20 protein-coding genes and 1 riboswitch are annotated in these 17246 nt (G+C 58.2%); of the genes, 5 read left to right on the forward strand and 15 right to left on the reverse strand.

Annotation, left to right across the window (positions count from 1 at the left end; genetic code table 11):
• Positions 1–12: 12 nt before the first annotated feature.
• The 5 genes from AC2FGE_RS08735 to AC2FGE_RS08755 form a co-directional block, all read right to left on the reverse strand.
• Positions 13–879: a polyprenyl synthetase family protein gene (locus tag AC2FGE_RS08735; protein ID WP_496818826.1), complete on the reverse strand. Its 867-nt coding sequence runs from the start codon at positions 877–879 to the stop codon at positions 13–15.
• A complete protein-coding gene (locus tag AC2FGE_RS08740; protein ID WP_170534025.1) occupies positions 880–1122 on the reverse strand; it encodes an exodeoxyribonuclease VII small subunit in 243 nt (80 codons plus the stop codon). It lies immediately after the preceding gene.
• Positions 1119–2045: a histone deacetylase family protein gene (locus AC2FGE_RS08745; RefSeq protein ID WP_496818828.1), complete on the reverse strand. Its 927-nt coding sequence runs from the start codon at positions 2043–2045 to the stop codon at positions 1119–1121. The genes AC2FGE_RS08740 and AC2FGE_RS08745 overlap by 4 nt, the downstream gene beginning before the upstream one ends.
• A gap of 69 nt (positions 2046–2114) precedes the next feature.
• Positions 2115–2816 carry a response regulator gene (locus AC2FGE_RS08750; RefSeq protein WP_496818829.1) on the reverse strand — a complete coding sequence of 234 codons (702 nt, stop codon included), beginning with the start codon at positions 2814–2816 and terminating at the stop codon, positions 2115–2117.
• Complete coding sequence (locus AC2FGE_RS08755; protein ID WP_496818830.1) at positions 2813–3325, reverse strand: MarR family winged helix-turn-helix transcriptional regulator; 513 nt, start codon at positions 3323–3325, stop codon at positions 2813–2815. Before AC2FGE_RS08755 ends, AC2FGE_RS08750 begins: the two co-directional genes overlap by 4 nt.
• Before the next feature lie 159 nt (positions 3326–3484).
• Here AC2FGE_RS08755 and AC2FGE_RS08760 point away from each other — a divergent pair, with 159 nt between their 5' ends.
• The 4 genes from AC2FGE_RS08760 to AC2FGE_RS08775 all read left to right on the forward strand — a co-directional run bounded on the left by AC2FGE_RS08760 (position 3485) and on the right by AC2FGE_RS08775 (position 7607).
• Positions 3485–4351, forward strand: a complete 867-nt coding sequence (locus tag AC2FGE_RS08760; protein ID WP_496818831.1) for a branched-chain amino acid aminotransferase — start codon at positions 3485–3487, stop codon at positions 4349–4351.
• 126 nt (positions 4352–4477) lie between these two features.
• Positions 4478–5428 carry an AraC family transcriptional regulator gene (locus tag AC2FGE_RS08765; protein WP_496818832.1) on the forward strand — a complete coding sequence of 317 codons (951 nt, stop codon included), beginning with the start codon at positions 4478–4480 and terminating at the stop codon, positions 5426–5428.
• Positions 5429–5538: 110 nt separating this feature from the next.
• Complete coding sequence (locus AC2FGE_RS08770; RefSeq protein ID WP_496818834.1) at positions 5539–5904, forward strand: SPW repeat domain-containing protein; 366 nt, start codon at positions 5539–5541, stop codon at positions 5902–5904.
• A 134-nt stretch (positions 5905–6038) separates the two neighbouring features.
• Entirely contained in the window at positions 6039–7607 is a 1569-nt protein-coding gene (locus AC2FGE_RS08775; RefSeq protein ID WP_496818835.1) for an alkaline phosphatase D family protein, read from the forward strand.
• A 465-nt stretch (positions 7608–8072) separates the two neighbouring features.
• On the opposite strand, the gene cobO is transcribed toward AC2FGE_RS08775, so the two are convergent.
• The 5 genes from cobO to AC2FGE_RS08800 form a co-directional block, all read right to left on the reverse strand.
• Positions 8073–8672, reverse strand: coding sequence for a cob(I)yrinic acid a,c-diamide adenosyltransferase (gene cobO / locus AC2FGE_RS08780; RefSeq protein WP_496818836.1), 600 nt, complete (start codon positions 8670–8672; stop codon positions 8073–8075).
• A gap of 57 nt (positions 8673–8729) precedes the next feature.
• Positions 8730–9665, reverse strand: coding sequence for a DMT family transporter (locus tag AC2FGE_RS08785; protein ID WP_496818837.1), 936 nt, complete (start codon positions 9663–9665; stop codon positions 8730–8732).
• Positions 9666–9719: 54 nt separating this feature from the next.
• Positions 9720–10382: an HD domain-containing protein gene (locus AC2FGE_RS08790; RefSeq protein WP_496818839.1), complete on the reverse strand. Its 663-nt coding sequence runs from the start codon at positions 10380–10382 to the stop codon at positions 9720–9722.
• Complete coding sequence (aroC, locus tag AC2FGE_RS08795; protein ID WP_496818840.1) at positions 10366–11466, reverse strand: chorismate synthase; 1101 nt, start codon at positions 11464–11466, stop codon at positions 10366–10368. The genes AC2FGE_RS08790 and aroC overlap by 17 nt, the downstream gene beginning before the upstream one ends.
• 141 nt (positions 11467–11607) lie before the next feature.
• Complete coding sequence (locus tag AC2FGE_RS08800; protein WP_496818842.1) at positions 11608–12048, reverse strand: 6,7-dimethyl-8-ribityllumazine synthase; 441 nt, start codon at positions 12046–12048, stop codon at positions 11608–11610.
• A 70-nt stretch (positions 12049–12118) separates the two neighbouring features.
• A riboswitch (FMN riboswitch) is annotated at positions 12119–12319 on the reverse strand.
• A 54-nt stretch (positions 12320–12373) separates the two neighbouring features.
• Here AC2FGE_RS08800 and AC2FGE_RS08805 point away from each other — a divergent pair.
• The gene (locus AC2FGE_RS08805) at positions 12374–12985 is read left to right on the forward strand and encodes an FMN-binding negative transcriptional regulator (protein WP_496818843.1); all 612 of its coding nucleotides are present in this window, start codon (positions 12374–12376) and stop codon (positions 12983–12985) included.
• Between the two features lie 17 nt (positions 12986–13002).
• On the opposite strand, the gene AC2FGE_RS08810 is transcribed toward AC2FGE_RS08805, so the two are convergent.
• The 5 genes from AC2FGE_RS08810 to AC2FGE_RS08830 are packed head-to-tail and all read right to left on the reverse strand — an operon-like array spanning position 13003 to position 17212.
• On the reverse strand, positions 13003–13545 hold the full coding sequence (locus AC2FGE_RS08810; protein WP_496818845.1) for a DUF3833 domain-containing protein: 543 nt from the start codon (positions 13543–13545) through the stop codon (positions 13003–13005).
• Positions 13542–14159 (reverse strand): DUF3833 domain-containing protein, encoded by a 618-nt coding sequence (locus tag AC2FGE_RS08815; RefSeq protein WP_496818846.1) that lies wholly within the window; start codon positions 14157–14159, stop codon positions 13542–13544. The genes AC2FGE_RS08810 and AC2FGE_RS08815 overlap by 4 nt, the downstream gene beginning before the upstream one ends.
• Complete coding sequence (locus tag AC2FGE_RS08820; protein ID WP_496818847.1) at positions 14156–15379, reverse strand: MFS transporter; 1224 nt, start codon at positions 15377–15379, stop codon at positions 14156–14158. The genes AC2FGE_RS08815 and AC2FGE_RS08820 overlap by 4 nt, the downstream gene beginning before the upstream one ends.
• Positions 15379–15927, reverse strand: coding sequence for a hypothetical protein (locus tag AC2FGE_RS08825; protein ID WP_496818848.1), 549 nt, complete (start codon positions 15925–15927; stop codon positions 15379–15381). The genes AC2FGE_RS08820 and AC2FGE_RS08825 overlap by 1 nt, the downstream gene beginning before the upstream one ends.
• Positions 15878–17212 carry an NAD(P)/FAD-dependent oxidoreductase gene (locus tag AC2FGE_RS08830; RefSeq protein ID WP_496818849.1) on the reverse strand — a complete coding sequence of 445 codons (1335 nt, stop codon included), beginning with the start codon at positions 17210–17212 and terminating at the stop codon, positions 15878–15880. The genes AC2FGE_RS08825 and AC2FGE_RS08830 overlap by 50 nt, the downstream gene beginning before the upstream one ends.
• Positions 17213–17246: the final 34 nt, after the last annotated feature.

Raw genomic sequence — 17246 nt, forward strand, 5'->3', positions numbered from 1 at the left:
CGCGTTCCTGACTTAGCTGTCCCGGGCAATAACGAAGCGGGCGGCATCCTTCAAGGTTTCGGCCCTTGGTCCATATCCATCCAGCGCGGCGCAAGCCCGATCCACCAGTTCTGCCGCACGGGTTTTGGCGGGGCCCAACCCAAGCAGCGACACAAACGTGGCTTTGCCCGCATCCGCATCTTTCTGCAGCCGTTTTCCGGCGCGCTCCGCATCACCTTCCACATCCAAGATGTCATCTGCAATTTGAAAAGCAAGGCCAAGGGCTTGGGCATATTGGCGCAAGGCGGACGGATCGGCCTGTGTCAGCCGCGCGCCTGCGCAGGCGGACCACTCGATCAGCGCTCCTGTTTTGCCGGCCTGTAAATGGGTGATCGCCTCCAATGATAAAGGCTCTGCCGCCGATTCAGCGGCGATATCCAGCGCCTGCCCCATGACCATCCCTTGCGCACCGCTGGCTTTGGCCAATGTCAGCGCCAGGTCTGCCCGAGTTTCTGCATTGCCAACCTCCGGGCGTGTGCACAGCTCAAAGGCCAGAGTCTGCAGTGCGTCCCCGGCCAGAACCGCCGTCCCCTCATCCCATTTTATATGGGTCGTGGGGCGTCCACGCCGCAGGTCATCATCATCCATGCAGGGCAGATCGTCGTGGACCAGAGAGTAGGCATGCAGGGCCTCAATCGCCGTGGCGGGCCAGATCGCGCGCGCTTCCTCAACGTCGTGCAGGCGGGCGCTTTCCAGCACCAGAAACCCCCGCAACCGCTTTCCGCCGCGGGTGGCATAGCCCATGGCCCGCGTCACATCGAAATCATCAAAGCCGCTCAGCACATGGTCAAACTGCGCCTGAATTTGCGTGGCATCCTGCGCCAGCCTTTCCCGAAACATTTACTGACCGTCGACAGGTGTCGTCCCGGTCGGCTGGCCGCCTGCGTCCAAAGTGATCGCGGCAACCTTCTCTTCGGCCCGCTTCAACTCGTCCTCGCAGCGTTTTTTCAGGGCCGCTCCGCGTTCATAGAGCGCAATTGACTGATCCAGCGCCACGTCGCCGCGTTCCAACTGGCCGACCACAGCTTCAAGCTCTTTCATCGCCTGCTCAAACGTCATCTGTTCAACTGGGGTATCGGTCATCGTGTTGCCTTCATCAGTTCTTTCACATGGGCGCGCGTCGCCTCGGCCAGTGCGTTCAGATCATACCCGCCTTCCAGAGTCGAGACTATACGGCCCTTACAAACCTCATCGGCGATCTTGCACAGCTCAGCTGTGATCCATGCAAAATCGTCGGTGGACCAGTTCAGATTAGCCAGCGGATCGTCCTGATGGGCGTCAAACCCGGCTGAGATGATGATCAACTCAGGCCTGAATGCCCTCAGACGCGAAAACGCCTGCGTTTCATAAGCCGCCCGCATCTCGGCCCCACCCGTGCCGGGGGCCAGTGGTATGTTCACGATGGTTTCGTATGCGCCAGTCTCATCCGGCCGTCCTGATCCGGGCCACAGGGGCATCTGCTGGCTGGTAATCACCAACGCGCGCTTCTCGTCCCACAGCAGATCCTGCGTGCCATTGCCGTGATGGACATCGAAATCAACCACCGCGACGCGCCTTAAGCCGTGGTGATCCAGCGCATGTTTCGCCGCGAGCGCTGCATTGCCGAACAGGCAAAACCCCATCGCCTTGTCTGTTTCCGCATGATGGCCCGGGGGGCGAATGGCACAAAACGCGTTCGGAGCCTCGCCCCCAAGCACCAGATCAACCGCCCGCACCACGGCGCCTGCCGCGCGATAGGCCGCATCGACCGATCCCGGGGACATAAAGGTATCCCCATCAATCTGCGTATAGCCTTCTGCCGGGCGCGCTGCGCGAATATCCCGGATGTAGTCCTGCGGGTGAACCCGCAACAGATCATCATCCGCTGCCATTGGGGCCGTTCTACGATCCAAATCCAAAGGTTCCAGAGCGTGCAGGATATGCTCCAATCGCGCCACCCGCTCGGGATGTCCATCCGGCGTCACATGTTTCAAACAATCGGCATGGGTCAGCAAGGCAGTCTTCATCGGGATCCCCTGTTCATCTGGCTAAAAATATCCTCGCCGAAGGCATAAAATCGCCGCGCAGCGGCCCAATCAATCCGGGGCCAGCATATACCCGGCACCGCGAACGGTTTGCAGGTATCGGGGCTGCTTTGGGTCCTGCTCGATCTTGCGCCGCAACCGCGTGATCTGCACGTCCACCGCGCGTTCCTGCGCTTGCCCCTTGTCACGGCCCAGATCCTCGACCAGTTTCGCCCGGCTGATCGGTTCGCCCGGCTGGGCCGAGAATATCTTCATCAGCTGGCTTTCGGTCGCGGTCAGGCGCACCGGGTCTTCGCCCTGCCACATCTCGCCGCGCTCAATGTCATAGCGGATCGGCCCCAATGTCAGAATCTTCGCAGCCGCATCCTGAGCGGGCGCTTCTGGCATGCGTCTTAGAATGGCGTTGATGCGCAGCAGCAGCTCTTTCGGCTCGAATGGTTTGGCCAGATAGTCATCCGCCCCTGCTTCCAAGCCTGCAATCCGATGTTCGGTTTCCCCCCGGGCGGTCAGCAGCAGGATCGGAGTGCTGTGTGTTTCGCGCAGCGCTTTGGTCAGGCTTACGCCATCTTCGCCCGGCATCATCACATCCAGTACGATCATGTCGAAATCCAGCCCGGACAGAACCCGCCGTGCATGGGCCGCATCGCGGGCCGCCGTCACCAGAAATCCGTTCCGCATCAGAAACTTCTTCAACAGATCGCGGATGCGCTCGTCATCATCGACGATCAGCAGATGGGCGTCCATATCGCTCATGAGGTCGTATCCCGCAACTTCGTGTAAGCATGACGCATATCAGCATCCATCATCGCTTCAAGAACTTTACGAAATCCAGCGACGGCTTCGGGCCCCGCATCCTTATACGCCGCACGCATCCGGGCGCGCTGCGCATCGGACAATGTCGCCTCTAGCGCATGGCCTTTTTCGGTCAGGAACAGATGCCGCTCGCGCTTGTCCACGGTCCCAACGCGGCTTTCGACCATACCATCCTCGATCAATGTCCGTAGGACCCGGTTCAGGGATTGCTTTGTCACACCCAGAATGGCCAGCAGGTTATTGACCGTCGTGCCGGGCGCGCGGTTCACGAAATGGATCGCCCGGTGATGTGCGCGGCCATAGGACATGTCGTAGAGGATACGATCAGGATCAGCTGTAAAGCCGCGATAGGCAAAAAACATGGCCTCGATCCCCTGCCGCAACTGCTCATCAGTAAGAAACAACAGGCTTTCGCCCCCAAACTTCGGGGCGGGACGGATTTCGGACATATCATGCCTCATGCGTTACACGGCTCCGAGTTTATGTCAGCGTTATTGACATTCCAAGGGCAGACAGGTATCGAATCGCAGTTTTTGCGCAAGATTGTGTCCGCATCGGACCTAAATAGCGCAACAATCGGAAATTCAACCCAAGGCTGGAGGTTTCGCATGGCGGGTTATGATGATCGTGATGGCACCATCTGGATGGATGGCAAACTGGTGCCCTGGCGTGAGGCGAACGTGCACATTCTGACCCATGCTATGCACTATGCCTCGTCCGTGTTCGAGGGTGAACGCGCCTATAACGGCAAGATTTTCAAAAGCCGCGAACATTCTGAGCGTCTGATCGCCTCGGCTGAGGCTTTGGATATGCCGATGCACTACTCGGTCGAAGATATCGAAGACGCCAAGGAAGAAACCCTGAAAGCCAGCGGTCTGACGGACGCTTATGTGCGGGCCCTGGTCTGGCGCGGCTCGGGCGAGGATATGGGTGTCGCCTCAGCCAAGAACCCGGTGCGCATGGCCATCGCGGTCTGGCCTTGGGGTGCCTACTATGGCGATGCCAAGATGCAGGGTGCCAAGCTGGACATCGCGGAATGGAAGCGCCCCAGCCCTGAAACCATCCCGGTGCACGCCAAAGCGGCGGGCCTGTACATGATCTGCACGATCTCAAAGCACAAGGCCGAAGCCAAGGGGTGTTCCGACGCGCTGTTCATGGACTGGCGTGGCTATGTGGCCGAGGCAACCGGCGCGAACGTGTTCTTTGTCAAAGATGGTGAGATCCACACCCCACTGGCCGATTGCTTTCTGAACGGCATCACACGTCAGACCGTGATTCAGATGCTGAAAGACAAGGGCCTGACCGTACATGAGCGCCGCATCAAGCCCGAAGAAATGGCGGATTTCGAACAGTGTTGGCTGACCGGCACAGCGGCCGAGGTCACGCCTGTAGGCCAAATCGGTGACTACACGTTTGAGGTGGGCGACATCACGCGTGAGATCGCCGAAGACTATGAGAAACTGGTGCGCGCCTAAGCGATGTTGAAGCATCAGCTCTGAACCCTCGCGTTAAGCGGGGGTTTTTCGTTGCGCATCGTTCAAGTTCTTGTGCAGATCGTTCAGACAGCTGGACGAATGCATGAGCCGTTGTAGGTTACACCCATGCTAGACCTGCTGAGCGATATCCTGACACGCCTGTCCCTAAGGGGAACGTTCTACTTCCGAACCTCTTTCACGCCACCCTTCGGTGTCCAGGTGCCATCCTATCAGAATGTGGCGCGCTTCCACTTCGTGCAACGGGGTGAGTTGAAAGTATTCGTCTCTAACACAGGCGAAACTGTGCGTCTTACGCAAGGCGATCTAATCCTGATCCCCCACGGTTCTGCCCATGCACTGCTATGCAACCAGGTCCAACCGGTCGATGCGTTGCCGCTTGAACAGGTGCTAGAGGAGTCGGGCTACCAGGGGGACGGTGTGCTGGTTTATGGCGGTGAAGAGACCGGGCGTGACACTCAGCTGATCTGCGGTCACTTCTCATTTACAGGTCCGCCGGGGCGCCAAGGTACCGGCCATATGCTGATCGACCGTCTGCCACCTTACATCCTGATCGAGAATTATGGCGAAGAGGCCGGGGCCTGGATCGAAGCCACCCTTCGCATGATCGGGTCTGAGGTTAGCGGTGCGCGGATTGGCGGTGACTTGATCGCACTGAAGCTTTCGGAAGTTCTGTTTGCGCAGGCGATCCGCGCCCATCTTGAACATCAAAGCCCTACGGATTCGGCCCTTGCGGGGTTTGCTGACCCTCGTATCTCGCGCGCTTTGACTGCATTTCATCAAGCGCCCGCGCAAGAGTGGAGCGTTGAGTCTCTGGCGCGTGAGGCGGGGATGTCACGCACGGCCTTCGCGCAGCTTTTTGCTGAGAAGATGGCGACCACACCAATGCAATATCTGACCGATTGGCGCATGCAAATCGCTTGCCATGGCCTGACCGAGGCGCGCTGGAATGTGGCTGATGCGGCGGCAGAGGTTGGATATGCTTCTGAAGCCGCCTTTTCCCGTGTGTTCAAAAAACAGATCGGCTTGTCCCCGGCGGCCTATCGATCGATGCACTGATTGATCAGGTTTCTGAACGATCTGCACGATTTCGCGTACGATCCGGAATTCTGCGACCGAATACCTGCACCTAACTTGGGGCCATACCAACCCAGGAAAAGGAAATCGCAATGTCTGTTCGCTTTGTCACCCGCTCCGTCCACGCATATCTGGACTATCCTGTCGCTATCGCCCTGATGGTGCTGCCCTTCGCGCTTGGACTGGGTCAATCCAATCCACTGGCTTTGTGGCTGTCTGTCGTCACCGGGGCGGCCGCCTTCGTGCTGACTGTCCTGACGGATCACCACCTCGGCATCTGGCGTGTGTTGCCCTACAAATTTCATCTGGCTGTCGATCTGCTGGTCGGCATTACATTCCTGTTTGCACCCAGCATGTTTGGGTTTTCGGGTCTGGACGCAGCATTTTACTGGCTGAACGGGGCTGCAGTTGTCGCGGTTATCTCGCTCAACGCGCCCGAGCAACGCGTAGCCGCCTGAGCATTTATCCACAGGGCTTCATAATATCATCGTGATAGTTTCAAGAAACTGAGCCGCCCGTTTTACAAATGGGCGGCTCACTGCGGCTTACCAATCGCGCGCCTTCGAACAGGTGTCCAGACAGGAGAGCCCCCATGACCAAATTCCTTCGCCCCAACCGCCGCATGTTTCTGGCTGGCAGCACCGCCGTTGCAGCCTCGCTGTCGATGCCAGCGATCAGCCGCGCCGCTTCGCGCCCGGTGTTTACCCATGGCGTTCAGTCGGGCGATGTGGACACAAGCTCTGGCATGATCTGGACCCGTACAGATCGCCCGGCGCGCGTGATGATGGAGGTTTCGACCACCGAGAGCTTTGCTGATGCCCGCCAATTACCGCCAATGGATGCGATCCCAAACAGCGATTTTGCGGTTAAGCGTCTCATTGATGGGCTGCCCTCGGATCAGGATATCTTCTATCGTTTTGTGGCCGCTGATCTGAGCGATATCAACACCATATCAGAGCCTATTATTGGCCAATTCCGCACCGCGCCGACCGCACGGCGCAATATTCGGTTTGCCTGGTCGGGGGATACCGCCGGTCAGGGCTGGGGCATCGATGACGATGGAATGCGCACCTATGCGACCATGAGCCAACACCGGCCCGATTTCTTCATCCATTCTGGCGATACGGTCTATGCCGATGGCCCAATGCAGGACGAGGTTGAAAAAGACGGGCAGGTGATCTGGAAGAACGCCACTCTGATCGATGAGAAACGCAAGGTTGCGGAAACACTGGATGAATTCCGCGCTCAGTGGAAATACAACATGATGGACGAACATGTGCGGGCGATGAATGCGGTATGCCCGACCTTTTTCCAGTGGGATGACCATGAGGTGGTGAACAACTGGTCGGATGCCAAAAACCTGATTTCCGATGACCGGTATTCCGAGAAATCAGTGCATGTTCTGCAATCCCGCGCGGGTCGTGCCTTTCATGAGATGACGCCGCTGCGGATCACACCGGCTGAACCCGGTCGGGTTTATCGCAAGATATCATACGGTCCTATGCTGGACGTGTTCTTCCTAGATCTTCGCAGCTATCGCGGCCCGAACGGCCCGGCGATGGAAGATGAGATCACGGACCAGTCCCGCATTCTGGGCGCGGCACAGTTGGATTGGCTAAAGCGCGAGCTTGCAGCATCACAAGCGACCTGGAAAGTCATCGCCTCGGACATGCCGATTGGCTTGATTGTCTGGGACAACTGGAAAGAACAGGCCGGGGCAGAGGCGATCTCGAACGGTGATAGTGGACCGGCCAAGGGTCGCGAGTTAGAGATTGCCGATCTGCTGCGGTTCATCAAAACCGCAGGCGTCACCAACACTGTCTGGTTCACCGCAGACGTACACTATACTGCGGCGCACTACTACGACCCTAACAAAGCTCAATTCCAGGATTTTGAGCCGTTTTGGGAGTTTGTGTCTGGCCCATTGCACGCCGGAACCTTTGGCCCGAATGCGCTGGATGGCACCTTCGGTCCCGAGGTGAAGTTCGTCAAAGCCCCGGCCGAAGGGCAGGGCGTCAACCTTCCCCCAAGCGCCGGCCTGCAGTTCTTTGGTCTGGTCGACATTGATGGCGCCACGCAACAGATGACGGTGCGCCTGATGGATCGCGCCGATACCGAGCTTTGGTCGGTGACACTGGATCCGCAGGGTCAGTCTATCTGATTTTGTTTCCCCGTAACTTGCGCCCTCGTTGTTTTTCGAGGGCGTTTTTTACTTGAAATAATCGACAAAAATAGTCAGATAAAAGTCAACGCCAGCTTTTTCCTTATCTGGCCATAGGTTTCGGGGCGGTTTGCAGGCTTAGCGCGCAACTTGGTGAGGGCATGCCGCCGCCCCGGAAACGACCGTATATAAGGTTTCGGTATGAGCGTTCCGTTTGAAGAGATCATAACACGGCATGACGCCGCCATCGCATGTGGCTGCAGCTGCTGTGATACTGACTTTTCGGCTTATGTTGAGTGCAAGAAACGCGATCGTGTGATTTCTGAACTGACCGTAGATCCGTCATTGCCCGAAAGCGCCGTGTGTCGCAGCGGGTCGGTACGCGACTTTTTTGAAAACCTATTACAAAAGCGCGTCGGATAAGGCGGGTATGGGTCTCAGCCAGCCCGCCAATCCTGTACACAATCAGTAGTCGACACCGCGCCGCGCCTTGATGCCAGCCTGAAACGGATGTTTCTCTTCGGTCATTTCGGTGACCAGATCAGCATAGTCGCGCAATGCTTGTGGTGCGTCGCGGCCCGTCAGGAAAACGCTGGTCTTATCCGACCGCGCCTTGAGGCCGTCCAATACGCGTTCATCCGACAGGTATTCATAGCGTAGGGCGATATTAATCTCGTCCAGCACGACCAGATCATAGTCGCCGCTGGCCATCAGCTCACAGGCTTTTTCAAACGCTGCAGTGGCGGCGGCTATGTCACGCTCGCGGTCTTGCGTATCCCAAGTAAAACCTTCGCCCATCGTGTGCCAGGTGACCAGATCGCGGTCTTCAAAGAACCGGCGCTCGCCCGTCTTCCATTTGCCTTTGATGAACTGAACCACGGCAACTTTTTGCCCCCAACCAAGCGCGCGGATCACAACACCAAAGGCGGCCGAGGATTTGCCCTTGCCCTTGCCGGTGTTGATCAGAACCAGGCCCCGCCCGGGATCAACCGCCTCGGATACTTTCTTGCGGTGCTTGGCCTGCACCTTCTGCATTTTTTCCTTGTGATCCTGCGCGTCGCTCATGGGAAACCCTCTTTGACTGTCGCGCCCAACCTAGGCGAAGTTTGCGAAAGGTAAAGATCAGGATTTGGGGTCCGTGACCGAACGGGCCTTGCCGCGTTCCAGGCCCAGCTGATGCTCACGCCAGATCACGACCACATTGCCCGCAATCACCAGCGTAGCCCCCAGCAGAATGGCCAGTGTTGGCAGTTCATCGAACCAAACGTAGCCAATGAAGATGGCAAACAACATCGTGGTATAGTCGTAAGGGGCGAGCATCGAGGCTTGCCCGAACCGATAGGATGAGGTGACCAGAATCTGCGCTACTCCACCAATAAGGCCCGTTGTAACCAAGATTAGAGCCTGATTCAGCGTTGGCATCGTCCATCCCCAAAAGGCGGTGAGCGAAGACAGTAACGTGGCGGTCATCGAGAAATAGAACACGATGGCGGCGGGATGGTCGACCTTGACCAATTGCCTGATATGGATCTGAACAAAGGCACGAGCCAAGGTTGCGCCCAGTACGCAAAGCGCGCCGATGGTGGCCGCCATCTCCATCTGGGTACTGCCCAGCCGGGGCCAGACCATGATCAGAACACCCAGCAAGCCAATCGCCACCGCGCCAATTCGGATCATGCGAATGCGCTCCCCCAACATGACAGCGGCTAGAATCAGGGTGAAGATCGGGGTGGCGTAGCCGATGGCCGTGACCTCGGGCAGGGGCAACAGGCTGAGGCCCGTAAAGGTCAGGCCCATAGCGCTGGTGCCCAACACGCCGCGCCAGAAATGACCCATGGGTTTCTTGACAACAAAGCCTTGCGCCAACTCTCCACGCCAGATCAGCCAGGCAATGATCACGGGAATAGCAAAGAGCGAGCGGAAAAACACCAGTTCACCCGGAGGGAAATCCTCGGACAGCGCTTTGACCAGTGCCGACATCGCTGTGAATAGCATCAGCGCGGCCAGTTTCAGACCCACGGCAAGCATGGGCCGATGCGATGTTAAGGATTGTGTCATGTGCCGCGAACCTGCGCCTTTGGCGTAGAAAGATCAACGACGGGATTGTACCAATTATGCAGATTTCCAGTGATCGGGAACGGGGTGGCCGATTTCCTCTGCCAGAGCATCAAGATACCCGAGCATCACTGAAACGCGTTTTGTTGCCAGATCCCGTCCGCCCAGCGTAAGCATGCCGGACGGCAGGTCCAGCAACTTGATCTTCCAATGGTCGATTGCGAATGTCAGATCGTCCAGATCGCGGCTTTCAGCAAATGGATCGTCCGGGTTGTAGAGCGTCCGGTCTAAGGCACCGGTCACAGTGAAACACCGGGCAATTCCAATTGCCCCTAGCGCATCGAGGCGATCCGCATCGCGCAGGATGCGGGCCTCGGGCGAGCGAGGCGGGATATTGGCCGAGTAGCTATGAGCTTCGATGGCATGTTGCGTGGCATGGACCGACGGGTCGTCAAAGCCCAAATCGTCCAATATAGACTCTGATATTTGTGCTGATTTACGAGATGCGAGATGCCGGTTCGGATCGTTTTTCGGCAGGTTGACCAGATCGTGCAGATAGCACGCGGCCATGAGAACCTGCATATTGGCCTGATCATCTGCGATGGCCTGTGCGTTGCGCCAGACCCGATCCAGATGCGCCAGATCATGGGCTGGGTCAGCCTGCATACGCTGCGCGACTATGCCGCGTAACCGGGTGCGGAGATCAGCCAATATGGCCACGGTTCTGGCCGATCTGGCCGCGATGCAGCAGCAGGTGATCCAAGATCACGCAGGCCATCATTGCCTCACCCACCGGGACCGCGCGAATGCCGACGCAGGGGTCGTGGCGACCCTTGGTGATAATCTCGGTCTCATCGCCTGTTTTGGTGATGGTCTTGCGGGTGGTCAGGATCGACGACGTTGGTTTGACCGCAAAGCGCACCACGATGTCCTGACCGGTCGAGATGCCACCCAGAATGCCGCCCGCATGGTTGGTGCTGTATTGCGGGCCGTTCTGGCCCATGAAAATCTCATCGGCATTGGCTTCACCGGTCAGTTCGGCAGCAGCCATGCCTTCGCCGATCTCAACACCTTTGACCGCGTTGATCGACATCATCGCAGCGGCCAGATCCGTGTCTAACTTTGCATAAATCGGTGCGCCCAGCCCGGCAGGGACACCGCGTGCCACGACTTCGACCACTGCACCGACCGAGTTGCCGGATCTGCGCAGGTCGTCCAGATAGGTTGCCCAATCCTCAGCAGCTTGCGCGTCGGGGGTCCAGAACGGGTTCTGTTCGATCTGCGACCAGTCGAAATTGTCACGGTCGATCTTATTCGGTCCGATCTGGGTCATGTAGCCGGTGATCTGAACATTCGGTGCGATCTGTTTGATAGCTTCACGCGCCAGCCCTCCGGCGGCGACGCGCGAGGCGGTTTCGCGCGCCGAGCTGCGCCCGCCGCCGCGATAGTCGCGGATGCCGTATTTTTGCCAATAGGTGATATCGGCATGGCCTGGGCGAAACTTGTCGATGATATCGCCGTAATCCTTCGAGCGTTGATCGGTGTTCTCGATCATCAGCTGCACCGGCGTTCCGGTGGTCTGGCCTTCGAAAACGCCCGACAGGATCTTGACCTGATCGGGTTCGCGCCGCTGGGTTGTAAATTTGTTCTGCCCCGGTTTGCGCTTGTCGAGCCAGAGTTGGATCATCGCTTCGTCGATTGTCACACCCGGAGGGCAGCCATCGACAGTGGCACCCAATGCGGGCCCGTGGCTTTCACCCCAGGTGGTGACGCGGAAAAGGTGTCCAAAGCTGTTCATCGACATGGGGCGTGCTCCTTTGTGGGTTGTGATTAGCGGGGTGAGCCTTTGGCCTCAAGCGGATTTAGGGAAACGGGGAGGGGGCCAGCCCCCTCTTGAGCCTCTGGCTCAATTCACCCCCGAGGTATTTTTGAACAGAAGAAGGGATCAGGTTTCCGCTTTCAGGGATTGGCGGGTTTTGGTGATCTCAAGCGCGGCCTGAGCCGCCTCGCGGCCTTTTTGCACGAAGTGGTCACGATAGATGGCGTTGTGGTGATCGGTTTCCTGATACTGATGGGGTGTCAATGAGACCGACAGGACGGGGATGCCGGTATCCAGCCCGGCGCGCATCAGGCCATCAACCACGGCTTGGGCTACGAAATCGTGCCGGTAGATGCCTCCATCCACCACAAAGGCCGCGCAGGCGATTGCAGCGTAGCGTCCGGTTTGGGCTAGATCGCGGGCCAGCAGGGGCATTTCGAACGCGCCGGGCGCGTCGAAGACATCGACTTGGTCGACAGGGATGAGTTGCACAAACCCATCCAGCGCACGGTCGACAATATCGGAGTGCCAGTTGGCTTTGATGAAAGCATATCGGGTGTGTGTCATTCGGACCTCCTGAGTTACAGACACGTCACCCAAGGCGATCACGAGCAGGCGCGCCGCTGAGCGGCACGATGCACGTTCTCTTTCATCCGGACTGTAACCGTCGGCTCTGGCCTCTCACCAGATCTGCTGACACCCTTTTCGTGGTTCCACAATTTGTCCGAAAACCGGTTCCCACTTTTCGGATCGTGGACACTGCGGGGCCGCTCGCGGGCTTACGGATCATTGCCCGCATACCGCCGGTGGGGAATTTCGCCCCGCCCTGAGAACATGCAGGACCTTGCATAGAACCCACCTGATCTGCAAGAGATTTGACAGGAGGAGTTCCATGCATCCCAATCCCGCATTTCGTGCCGAAGACCGAGCCCGACATATCACCTTTGCCCGTGACCGTGGCTTTGGCGTTTTGGCTGTGTCAGGCGATGCCGCGCCGATCATGAGTCATGTCCCGTTTTTGCTGGATAAGACGGGTGAGCTGGTCGAGTTGCATCTGGTGCGTTCGAATCCGATTGTCAGGCTTTTGAAGCAATCACGCGCGGTGCGGATCGCTGTGACGGGCCCGGATGCGTATATCTCGCCCGACTGGTATGAGGTGGATGATCAAGTGCCCACCTGGAACTATGTGGCGGTTCATCTGATTGGGCGTCTTGAGTTGCGCCCGCAGGAGGAATTGTTGGATCTGCTGAACCGGCAATCTGCGTTTTACGAACAGAAGCTGCTGCCGAAACCCCCTTGGGTCACGGGTAAGATGTCAGAGGTTGCTTTGGCCCGGATGATGCGGATGATTGTGCCTTGCCAGATGCAGGTTGAAGATATTCAAGGCACATGGAAACTGGGTCAGAACAAGCCCGATGAGGTGCGGCGCGCTGCGGCGGACCAGGTGGGGACCGGTTTTGGCGCTGAAACTGATCAGCTGGCCGCGCTGATGCGCGAGGTGTAGAAGGCCCTGTTTAGAGCCTACATTTTCTCAAAAAACAGGATCACCTCGCCGATGCGGACTCCAAAGCGCGAAACATAGGCGCGGTTCAGCAGGCGGTCATCCTCCAGCAGCCACATCCAGTCATCGAACTTGACGCGCATGGTGCCATCTTTGATGGGCAGATCGATCTTGTATTTCCAGTTGAACGTATCGCCCCGCTCGATCCCTTCGGCAGTGCCAAGCACACCGGGCGCTGTTCCGGTCCATGTATCCTTGCCGGTTTTGGTCAGGGTCCAGATACGCTGCTCGGTTGCGCCGTCGTCATAGAGGAAGTCTTCGACCAAGGTCAGCGTTTCTCCGTCCCAGGTGCCGTCGATGTCAACGGTGAAACGACGCGGGACATTGCCGAGGATGTCCTGAAACTGACCATAAGCGACGGTTTTGCCTTCGAAAAACTCCTCTAGGTTCAATTCACGGCCCGACAGGAAGGTCTTTGGCGTGCGGGGCTTGGCCGAGCAGGCGGCCAGAACCAAAAGGCAAGTGATGGCGGCAAAGGTGATGACAAAGCGGGCGCGGATCATTGCAGTGGTCTTTCCGCAGCTTTGGCATCATAGCCGTTTACGCCGTTCAAATGCGCAGTCTTGACCTCGGGTGCGGGGCGCATGGTTGCGACCAGCTCGGCCACTTTGATGCCGAATTTGCGCATCTCTGAGCGGTTCATGATCGCGCCATTTTCGGTCAGGTACATCCAGTCGGTTACATCCAGTGTGTGCCCACCCGCGTCTTCGGGCAGGATAATCCGATAGGTCAGTTTGACGGTCGAGCCGGAGATTTCTCCCTTACCTTCACCGACGATGTCATCCGCCGTGGCAATGAACGTGTTGCCAGTGCCCAGCGTCAGATACCATTTGCGGGTCATTTGTTTGCCGTTGGAATAGGTGAACCACTCGGCCAAAGTGCCCGAGTTGCCATCCCATTCGCCGACCATGCGCGCCACGAAGCTGTTCGACATCTTGCCATTCGGGCCATAGATCAGGCCTTCGGATAGGATTTCGCCATTCAAGTGCTTTTTTAGCGAGAAGTTGGGACCCGTCCCCGCATAATCGGCTGGCGATTGTGAGCGGAAGCTGAGAAATCGCCCCTTGGCCGCTAGAACAGCGAGGATGGCGAGTAGAAACACGAAAACTGTGTTCATTTGGCTGTAACCTCCGTGGGCAGGGTCAGAACCATCCCGAATGCCCCAAGCTTTAGGATGCAGGGCAGCACGGCATAGGCGAGGTTGAGGGTGTTCAACGCCTCGACACTATTGGTTTGACCGGGTGTAAAGCCGCTGCGTTCCAGCAGCGGCAGAGTGAAGAAGGCAGCGAGCGCGAGGCCCAGCTTGCCGGCAAAAGACCAGATGCCAAACGCGGCCGAGGCGTTCAGCCCCGCGCGCGTCAGCACAACGGAAAACATGGCGGGCAGGACGACCATATCCGCCCCAAGCGCGGCACCGGACGCGACGCAGATGATGGCGAAGCCGACCAAAGCGCCGGCGTCCAGGCTGGCCGCTCCTATAAACCCTGCGATGGACAGGGGCATGGCGATCATCAGGGTCTTTTTCGGGCCGATCCGGTTGCTGAGTTTGGCCCAAAGCGGCACGCTTGCGCCTGCGCTGAGGAAGAACAGGATCAAAAGCGGCCCTGCTTTTCCGGGCAGTTGCAGGCGATCTTCGACAAAGAACAGGAACAAGGTGGATGTGATGGCGACCGGCAGGCTATTGACCAGTGCCAACGCCAGCAATCTCAGGGCTCCTGCCTGCCCGAGCCCGGCGAAGGAAAGTCCCTGACCAGTGATCGGCGTACGCCGCCAGATTGGAATGGTCAGGATTAGGGTTAACAGTGCCAACAGGCCCAGAAACAGGCCAAAGGCGGGATATCCTTGTGCGGATGCACCCAAGGCCACGAACAGCGCCGGGGCGCTGGCGGCGATAACGACGCCTGTCAATTGCCCACCTTCACGGTAGGCGGCGAGTGTCATCAGCTCTTTGGCATCGGCCTTTTTTGCAAGCGTCGCGCTGCGACCATATAAAAGGATCGTACCGAGGCTGTAGGCCGAGAACAGCAAGATCAGGACCGCCACCAAAGTGGCAATACTGGCGCCTGCGGGCAGGCCAAACAGCAGGGGGAAGCCGATGGCCAGACCCAGCGCGGCCAAGGCGGCGAACAAAAGCTGCCCGTCCGGCCAGCGGTCGATGGCCCAGCCTATCAGCGGGTCCTGAACCAGATCGACCAGCCGAATGACCAGAAGGACCGTGCCGATCACCCCAAGACCAATGCCCAGGTTCACCGCCGCAAAGCGCGGCAGGTGAATGTAAAGCGGGATACCCGCCGCGGCGAGCATCAGCGCGTACAGGCTGACACGGGGATACAGCATCACTGGCCCTTCAAGCTTTGTGTAAAGCTGGCCGAGCGCGTGTCGTTGCCCAGAAAGATCGACATGAAGGACTTCTTGATGTCGTTGCTCGCCAATGTGCAGGTCTGGGTGCCATTCCGCCAGAAACCGACTTTATTGGGCCCTTCCGAGATCGCCAGATAGCTGTCGCCTTTGCTGACAGCCTGAAAGCAGGTTTCAAGCTGCGCCTGCGTGGGCTGCGGATTGCCCTGACGGGCCATTTCTTCCAGCGTCGACTCGACCAGCGCTTTTTGTTTCAGGTTTTTGCGGTAAGTCAGTTGCAGGCCAAAATCCTCGCTCCAGTTGAACGCAGCCCCGCCTGGTGTGTAGAGTTTCGCGTCATAGAGAGGCAGGCCGAGAAACCGAAAGGTCCCGCTGCCGATCTGCTTTGGGTCTTGCAACTCGCTCGACAGCGGATCAGCCGCCAGCCCACCGGGGGCCAGCAGCGTCAAGGACAGAAGCCCAGCGCGCCAGAGACGCCTATTCAGCCGCAACAGCAGGGATGGCTGGGTCTTGTTCCAAAGTGCCATGGTCAGCTCCGATCGTTTGCGGGGTGCCTTTGATGCGATCCACAACATGCATCGCGCTGGCAATCCCGTCTTCGTGAAACCCGTGCCGGTTATAGGCTCCGGCGAACCAGGTCCGGTTCTGTCCCTGCATCTCGCGGATTTGCCCTTGTGCTTTCAGGGCGGCCTTGTCGAACACCGGGTGGGCAAATTCGACCCGGTCATAGATTTTATCCGCGTGAATCTCTGACGACGCGTTCAGCGTCACGAACAGCGGATCGCTGTCCGGAATGTTCTGCAGCCGGTTCATCCAGTAGGTGACACCAACATTCCCGGCTTGCGAGCGATAGGTCCAGCTGGACCAGCAAGCACGGCGTTTCGGCATTTGGCCGGGATCGCAATGCAGAATGGCGTTGTTCGGCTGATACCGGATCGCCTCAAGCGCAGCAGCCTCAGCCGTGGTGGCGTTTGCGCCCAGAATGGCGCGGGACTGGTCAGAATGGGTGGCTAGAATGATCTCATCAAACTGGTCGGTGAGTCCCTGGCTTGCCACCGTAACGCCCATGTCGCCGCGCTCAACGTGATCGACCGGAGAACCCAGCCGGATTTCGCAGCCCCGTTCGCGCAGCGCGGCGTCGATGCGACGCACATATTCGATGCTGCCACCTTTGACCGTATACCACTGATGCTGATTGGCCCGGCCACTGGCCAGCAAAGCATGATTGCGGAAGAATTGTACCAGCGAGCGCGCCGGGAACTGATCCACGAACTCCACCGGGGTTGACCAGATCGCGCCGCACATCGGCATCAGATAGTTGTGGCGGAACCAGTGGCCCAAACGCAGTTGATCCACCAGCTCTCCGATTGTTGTGTCATCATCTTTGGCGACCTCAGGGGCCTCTTTGCCAAAGCGCAGGATGTCGGCGATCATCTTGTAGTAGGCAGGGCGCGCCAGATTGCGCTTTTGCGCAGTCAGTGTGCGCAGGTTGTTCAGACCGTATTCGATGCGACCATTATCGATGGTTGCGCCAAAGCTCATCTCTGATTTGGTGACCGGCACGTTCAACTCGTCGAACAGCTTGGTCAGGTACGGATAAGTCGCGTAGTTAAAAACGATGAACCCGGTATCGACCGGTTGATCGCCGTTTTTTCCCGCCATGACGGTGCGGGCATGCCCGCCCAGCCGGGGCTCGGCCTCATAAATAGTGATGTCGTGGTCTTCTGACAGATAATAGGCTGCGGATAGACCGGAAATGCCTGCACCTACGATTGCGATTTTCTTGCGCTCGCCTCGCGTTTCGTCGAACATGTGATCCCCTTAGTGCGACATTTTACAAGGGGAT

This window comes from Ruegeria sp. YTSA075 (genome assembly GCF_059610245.1).

Coding starts and splice junctions, on each gene's coding strand:
- AC2FGE_RS08815 (WP_496818846.1), bottom strand. CDS start 14,159: ATGAACACAGTTTTCGTGTTTCTACTCGCCATCCTCGCTGTTCTAGCG.
- AC2FGE_RS08765 (WP_496818832.1), top strand. CDS start 4,478: ATGCTAGACCTGCTGAGCGATATCCTGACACGCCTGTCCCTAAGGGGA.
- AC2FGE_RS08825 (WP_496818848.1), bottom strand. CDS start 15,927: ATGGCACTTTGGAACAAGACCCAGCCATCCCTGCTGTTGCGGCTGAAT.
- AC2FGE_RS08760 (WP_496818831.1), top strand. CDS start 3,485: ATGGCGGGTTATGATGATCGTGATGGCACCATCTGGATGGATGGCAAA.
- AC2FGE_RS08785 (WP_496818837.1), bottom strand. CDS start 9,665: ATGACACAATCCTTAACATCGCATCGGCCCATGCTTGCCGTGGGTCTG.
- AC2FGE_RS08800 (WP_496818842.1), bottom strand. CDS start 12,048: ATGACACACACCCGATATGCTTTCATCAAAGCCAACTGGCACTCCGAT.
- AC2FGE_RS08770 (WP_496818834.1), top strand. CDS start 5,539: ATGTCTGTTCGCTTTGTCACCCGCTCCGTCCACGCATATCTGGACTAT.
- AC2FGE_RS08750 (WP_496818829.1), bottom strand. CDS start 2,816: ATGAGCGATATGGACGCCCATCTGCTGATCGTCGATGATGACGAGCGC.
- AC2FGE_RS08775 (WP_496818835.1), top strand. CDS start 6,039: ATGACCAAATTCCTTCGCCCCAACCGCCGCATGTTTCTGGCTGGCAGC.
- AC2FGE_RS08805 (WP_496818843.1), top strand. CDS start 12,374: ATGCATCCCAATCCCGCATTTCGTGCCGAAGACCGAGCCCGACATATC.
- AC2FGE_RS08810 (WP_496818845.1), bottom strand. CDS start 13,545: ATGATCCGCGCCCGCTTTGTCATCACCTTTGCCGCCATCACTTGCCTT.
- AC2FGE_RS08745 (WP_496818828.1), bottom strand. CDS start 2,045: ATGAAGACTGCCTTGCTGACCCATGCCGATTGTTTGAAACATGTGACG.
- cobO (WP_496818836.1), bottom strand. CDS start 8,672: ATGAGCGACGCGCAGGATCACAAGGAAAAAATGCAGAAGGTGCAGGCC.
- AC2FGE_RS08735 (WP_496818826.1), bottom strand. CDS start 879: ATGTTTCGGGAAAGGCTGGCGCAGGATGCCACGCAAATTCAGGCGCAG.
- AC2FGE_RS08755 (WP_496818830.1), bottom strand. CDS start 3,325: ATGTCCGAAATCCGTCCCGCCCCGAAGTTTGGGGGCGAAAGCCTGTTG.
- AC2FGE_RS08820 (WP_496818847.1), bottom strand. CDS start 15,379: ATGCTGTATCCCCGTGTCAGCCTGTACGCGCTGATGCTCGCCGCGGCG.
- AC2FGE_RS08740 (WP_170534025.1), bottom strand. CDS start 1,122: ATGACCGATACCCCAGTTGAACAGATGACGTTTGAGCAGGCGATGAAA.
- aroC (WP_496818840.1), bottom strand. CDS start 11,466: ATGTCGATGAACAGCTTTGGACACCTTTTCCGCGTCACCACCTGGGGT.
- AC2FGE_RS08830 (WP_496818849.1), bottom strand. CDS start 17,212: ATGTTCGACGAAACGCGAGGCGAGCGCAAGAAAATCGCAATCGTAGGT.